We start from the raw sequence: 3,962 nt of genomic DNA, 5'->3' as shown, positions 1-3,962 counted from the left end.
TTATATCAAAACCAATCTCTTACAAACAAATTATTGCTTAAATGCCTAATTCAATAATTTAATCACTAATCCTAACCAATTTTGATACTTTCCAATTCGTTTTCAAGTACTTTCAACTGGTTAATATTTTTATCATTAGCCTGACCAAACAATTGATGTTTTTGGAACAGGTCAATATAATATTCGATTCCTTCTTTAAGATTGTTTTTGAATTTGCTCCATTTTCTTGTTTCCTGAGCGGTCATTTCTTTGATGTCGTTCAATTGCTTTTTGAAATAGTCAAGATACAAATCCAATTCTTTCACAAATAAATTAGGACGACTCTCGTCCATCACAAAAGGATTGCTTCCGTAGATGTGCTGCGTCATCTCTTTGAGACTCACTTCTTTGGAAAAATAAGCCATATTAGGACCAGGGCAAACCACAACGCCTTGCTCCTGACCTTTTACAGGAACTCCTAAATCCAAATAACTGGCATTAGCCAAACCAACACACAGACAAGACTTATCCGTAATCTTATTAAATTGTTTTTGGTATTCTTCCGGTGAAAGATTCTGCACCTTCAAATCATTCAACTTAATGTCTTGATATTTCTTAGAAGCTGTACAAATCCCTTCATCATCGTATTCCTTGCTCAAAGCCAATAATCTTTTTGGGCAAGAACTTCCTGCCTTTCCGTTTTCGATTCTTTTGGTTTTGTAAAAGCTATTAGTCGTCCCTTTTATAGTATTGAAAGGCACTCCCAAAGGCGAAATATTACTCAGATACAAATCCTCTTCTTTGGCACCAGCTAACAATTTCCTTGTTTCCGAATCTACACTTGTCGCCTCAGGAACCAATAAAAAAGGTGTTCCCCAACCCACAGAATCTACTTGATAAAGATCCAATAACATTTGATGTTCTTCGGCTGTTCCGACTCCTCCTTGTACAGTTATTTTCAAAGACAATGGCTCTTTAGGAATTACTCTTCCTTCATCCTCCAAAGCTTTATTTAAAATTACTGAAGCAGAAGCAATTAATTCTTCCTTTTTGGTTTTGAATTCCTCCAAAATAGGTCCCATCAACAATCCATCGGTTGCGAAAGCATGTCCTCCACAATTTAATCCTGATTCAATTCTGTATTCAGAAACCCAAATTCCTTTTTTTGCTAAAAAATTCCCTTGAATAACAGCCGAACGGTAGTCGCTCACTTTAAGAATGATCTTCTTTTTGATATTGCCATCAGCATCTGGATAAAAACCGTCAAAATTCTCAATATAGCTGAACAATCGCGGATTCATCCCTGCTGAAAACACAATTGAAGAATTAACATTAGAATTAGCGAAACCTCTCAGAGAAGCATGTGCATCGTTAAATTCTACTGGTAACTGCTGTCCATTCTCGAAGTTATCTTTATCTACTTTGGTCATGATGTTAACATCAATGCTTCCCGGCTGTAGATACTGGTCGATCACAGATTTCAGCTCACTAAAATTAGTTTTCCCTTTTTCTACAAATTCATCCAATTTTAGCTTCAACTCTGATTGAGTAGGCAACATATTGATGAAATTTTCTAATTCTGATTTCTTTTCTAACAAATCATTTTTGAAAATTTCCACCTTCTCTTTAACAATTTGGTCCACCAAATTAAGATAATTGGTAATCCTTTTTGCTCGGAAGTCTTCTACTTTCTTAGAAATTTCTTCGTAAGGTTTTTTGAATTTTTCTGCATAGAAAGCTGACATTTTCTCTATCAATTCGTCATCTGCAATCGAAATTACAGAGTCTATCCCGAAATGAGCCACTCGAATAGGGCTATCAATGGTAAATGCCAAACCCATCACCGGAATATGAAAATTGTGTATACGTTTTATTGATTCCATAAAATGTCTTTAAGTTTTAATTTAAAATAAAGAGTCCCAAAGATAATCATAATTTTATGCTCTGCATAAAATTAGCTGATAGATTTTCTACGAAAAATAAAAATCATGTCAAAATCAATAACTCTATTATTGTTAAACAGAATAAAAAGCTAAATATTGTCCACAAAAAAAGCGACTCAGAAAGTCGCTCTATTTTTATCTCGCATGCAAGTAGTTATACAATTCGTCTTTGAGATGAACCCTTTTCTTTCGAAGTTCGGTCAAATGCTCGTCTGTTGTGTGATTTTGTTCTCCTTCTTCATAATGCAAAATAAGCGCATTAACCTCTTCATAATTCACAAACATCTTTCTAAATTGATCGTCGTTTAATTTTAACTCTGAAATTTTGGCTTCAAACTCTGGGAATTCGTGCACCAAGGTATGATTTTCCATGACAATAAAATTTATTATTTTGAATACTTAAAGTTAAGCAATTCTGGTCATAGATTCAACATGAGACAAATCAATATGATATTAGTCTCTTCTCCTATTGATTAGCTTTAATAATTCCTTTTTTCTGCATATCTTCTTTAATTGCTTCAACAACATCGTTCATACCGCTACTGAAGCTAGATGGTTCATAAGTACTTGTAATAGCAGAATAAACCAATTTATCGGTTTTGAGGTCATAAACATTAGTCTCTACCTTATAGCTTTTAGTCGTTTCATAATAACCAGGATCATAATAATTGCTATAGGCTACTCCCCAATATCCACGGAAACCTCTGTAATACACAGGATAAGAATTGTAGTTACCCGGAACATAATCTTTACTTTCTTCAACAGATACCATTCTACTTACCACTGCTAAATCAAAATCATTAGCCTTAAGATAATCCTCTGCCTCATCTTTTGTCAGATTAGCCATCATCGAAGAGCCGGGAACCGCTTTGCTTCCAATGGCATTGCAAATTGTAGATTCGGCATTACTTACCGCAGCTTGACTTTTGAATAAAGCAGACACCATAATTTTTTTTGCATTAGGAATTACGGTTTTAGCTGTTGGATCCGTGTAAGAGTTAACAATTTTGGTAGATGAACAACTCCACGCCACTAAAGCGACAAGCATCAGAACTGATGCTTTCAACATTTTTCTCATAACATTTATATTTTTTTTATCTAATTGAAAAACAACAATGCACCAAACTTATTAAATCGCAACAATTGCATAATAAGACTTATATGCATCTATATTTTCTATAACCTCCTTTTGGCCTTCTTAACCAATCGGGATAGCAAAATTACTAAGTTTTTTCTAAACCCTTGCAAGAAATTATATTGATGAAATTAAATGAAAAAAAATATCTTAAATAATGATTGATTTATATGAATTATTTCCAATTTCGATTCATAAAAAAAGCAAAGCGACTAAGAAAGTCGCTTTACCTAAAAACAAATTTAGATCTATATGATTGGCAATTAGTAACTAATTGCTAATGATACCTTTTTTCTGGAGATCCGATTTTATTGATGAAATGATATCACCCATTCCACTATTTACCGTTGAAGGATCCACCGTATCTGTCACTGCTGAGTAAACCAATTTATTAGAGACTAGGTCGTAAATATTAGTTTCTACTTTATAATTTTTGGTAGTTTGATAATAGCCAGGGTCATAAAAATCAGAATATGCCATGCCCCAATACCCATAAAAGCCTCCATAATAACCTGGAAACGTATCGTAATTACCAGGGACATAATCTAGATTTTTATCCACAGATACCAATCTACTTACTACGGCTACATCAAAACCGTGATCTTTAAGATAACTATCTGCATTATCTTTGGTAAGGTTGCTCATCATTGTATAAGCTGGTACAGCCCGACTTCCAAAAGCCTGACAAATAGCCATTTCAGCATTTCTGCTAGAGCCTTCATCCTTCAACAATGAAGCAACGAACACTTTTTTTGCATTATTAATTACTGTTTTTGCACTAGAGTCAGCGTAAGAGTTGACCATGCTTGTTGATGAACAATTCCACATTAACAGGAAAGAGAACAACAATACTGGTAATTTTGAGATTTTTCTCATGGTTCAAAATTTTAAAGGTTAATAAGTTT

4 protein-coding genes are annotated in these 3,962 nt (G+C 33.9%); all 4 read right to left on the bottom strand.

Annotated features, from left to right (window positions below; translation table 11 throughout):
* Positions 1–71 precede the first annotated feature (71 nt).
* Positions 72–1,862: a hypothetical protein gene (locus AC4AGG_RS15615; RefSeq protein WP_489772947.1), complete on the bottom strand. Its 1,791-nt coding sequence runs from the start codon at positions 1,860–1,862 to the stop codon at positions 72–74.
* Between the two features lie 195 nt (positions 1,863–2,057).
* On the bottom strand, positions 2,058–2,294 hold the full coding sequence (locus tag AC4AGG_RS15610) for an HP1242/YdcH family protein (protein ID WP_489772946.1): 237 nt from the start codon (positions 2,292–2,294) through the stop codon (positions 2,058–2,060).
* Between the two features lie 94 nt (positions 2,295–2,388).
* Complete coding sequence (locus AC4AGG_RS15605; RefSeq protein ID WP_489772945.1) at positions 2,389–3,000, bottom strand: DUF4136 domain-containing protein; 612 nt, start codon at positions 2,998–3,000, stop codon at positions 2,389–2,391.
* Between the two features lie 327 nt (positions 3,001–3,327).
* Positions 3,328–3,933 (bottom strand): hypothetical protein, encoded by a 606-nt coding sequence (locus AC4AGG_RS15600; RefSeq protein WP_489772944.1) that lies wholly within the window; start codon positions 3,931–3,933, stop codon positions 3,328–3,330.
* Positions 3,934–3,962: the final 29 nt, after the last annotated feature.

The sequence above is a fragment of the Chryseobacterium sp. CG10_8 genome (assembly GCF_058117085.1).
Note: the sequence above shows the minus strand (reverse complement) of the source record. Positions and strands in the feature narration are given on the sequence as shown.

What these genes read in the sequence shown, in the direction of transcription:
- AC4AGG_RS15600 (WP_489772944.1), bottom strand. Translation starts at nt 3,933, where the DNA reads ATGAGAAAAATCTCAAAATTACCAGTATTGTTGTTCTCTTTCCTGTTA.
- AC4AGG_RS15605 (WP_489772945.1), bottom strand. Translation starts at nt 3,000, where the DNA reads ATGAGAAAAATGTTGAAAGCATCAGTTCTGATGCTTGTCGCTTTAGTG.
- AC4AGG_RS15615 (WP_489772947.1), bottom strand. Translation starts at nt 1,862, where the DNA reads ATGGAATCAATAAAACGTATACACAATTTTCATATTCCGGTGATGGGT.
- AC4AGG_RS15610 (WP_489772946.1), bottom strand. Translation starts at nt 2,294, where the DNA reads ATGGAAAATCATACCTTGGTGCACGAATTCCCAGAGTTTGAAGCCAAA.